The 1,141-nt window shown below is 50.0% G+C and carries 9 tRNA genes and 1 rRNA gene; all 10 read left to right on the top strand.

Features of this window, described 5'->3' with window-relative positions:
* Positions 1-7 precede the first annotated feature (7 nt).
* Positions 8-83 (top strand) — tRNA-Val (locus ABE34_RS15705).
* Positions 84-86: 3 nt separating this feature from the next.
* A tRNA-Thr gene (locus tag ABE34_RS15700) sits at positions 87-162 on the top strand.
* Between the two features lie 4 nt (positions 163-166).
* Positions 167-242, top strand: a tRNA-Lys gene (locus tag ABE34_RS15695).
* Positions 243-263: 21 nt separating this feature from the next.
* Positions 264-348 (top strand) — tRNA-Leu (locus tag ABE34_RS15690).
* 46 nt (positions 349-394) lie between these two features.
* Positions 395-469, top strand: a tRNA-Gly gene (locus ABE34_RS15685).
* 5 nt (positions 470-474) lie between these two features.
* A tRNA-Leu gene (locus tag ABE34_RS15680) sits at positions 475-563 on the top strand.
* Between the two features lie 17 nt (positions 564-580).
* Positions 581-657, top strand: a tRNA-Arg gene (locus ABE34_RS15675).
* A 10-nt stretch (positions 658-667) separates the two neighbouring features.
* Positions 668-744: transfer RNA gene (locus ABE34_RS15670), tRNA-Pro, on the top strand.
* 24 nt (positions 745-768) lie between these two features.
* A tRNA-Ala gene (locus ABE34_RS15665) sits at positions 769-844 on the top strand.
* 144 nt (positions 845-988) lie between these two features.
* A 16S ribosomal RNA gene (locus ABE34_RS15660) occupies positions 989-1,141 on the top strand; the annotation flags it as partial.

The following is a 1,141-nucleotide window of genomic DNA, read 5'->3' as shown; positions in this document are numbered from 1 at the left end:
ATACCCAGGAGGATTAGCTCAGCTGGGAGAGCACCTGCCTTACAAGCAGGGGGTCGGCGGTTCGAGCCCGTCATCCTCCACCATTTGCCGGTGTAGCTCAGTTGGTAGAGCAACTGACTTGTAATCAGTAGGTCGTGGGTTCGACTCCTATCGCCGGCACCATTTGGAGCCATTAGCTCAGTTGGTAGAGCATCTGACTTTTAATCAGAGGGTCGAAGGTTCGAGTCCTTCATGGCTCACCATTTAAATTGCCAACAAAATATGCGGGTGTGGCGGAATTGGCAGACGCACTAGACTTAGGATCTAGCGCCGCAAGGCGTGGGGGTTCGACTCCCTTCACCCGCACCATTTTTCAAATTTAATAATTGCCAGGATAAATAAATCTTATGCACATGCGGAAGTAGTTCAGTGGTAGAACACCACCTTGCCAAGGTGGGGGTCGCGAGTTCGAACCTCGTCTTCCGCTCCAAATGTGCCGGGGTGGCGGAACTGGCAGACGCACAGGACTTAAAATCCTGCGGTAGGTGACTACCGTGCCGGTTCGATTCCGGCCCTCGGCACCATTTTATTTTAATAATTAGCGCCCGTAGCTCAATTGGATAGAGCGTCTGACTACGGATCAGAAGGTTGTGGGTTCGACTCCTGCCGGGCGCGCCAATAAAACAAACGGGAAGTAGCTCAGCTTGGTAGAGCACTTGGTTTGGGACCAAGGGGTCGCAGGTTCGAATCCTGTCTTCCCGACCATTTCCTAAAAATATAATTAACTTTGGGGCCTTAGCTCAGCTGGGAGAGCGCCTGCCTTGCACGCAGGAGGTCAGCGGTTCGATCCCGCTAGGCTCCACCAATTAAAACAAATGAACCTTGAAAACTGAACAAGCAAAACGTAATCAATAAAGTTTTTAGTAGCTAACCTTGAGTTAGTGAACGAAACAAAATTTTGGACATCAAACATGATGCCAGCAAAACAATTTGAGCTTATCAAATTTCTTTTATGGAGAGTTTGATCCTGGCTCAGGACGAACGCTGGCGGCGTGCCTAATACATGCAAGTCGAGCGAACAGAGAAGGAGCTTGCTCCTTTGACGTTAGCGGCGGACGGGTGAGTAACACGTGGGCAACCTACCTTATAGTTTGGGATAACT

This window comes from Lysinibacillus sphaericus (genome assembly GCF_015844675.1).
Taxonomy (GTDB): domain Bacteria; phylum Bacillota; class Bacilli; order Bacillales_A; family Planococcaceae; genus Lysinibacillus; species Lysinibacillus sphaericus_E.
The sequence above is the reverse complement of the archived record's forward strand: the minus strand, read 5'-3'. Positions and strand labels throughout refer to the sequence as shown.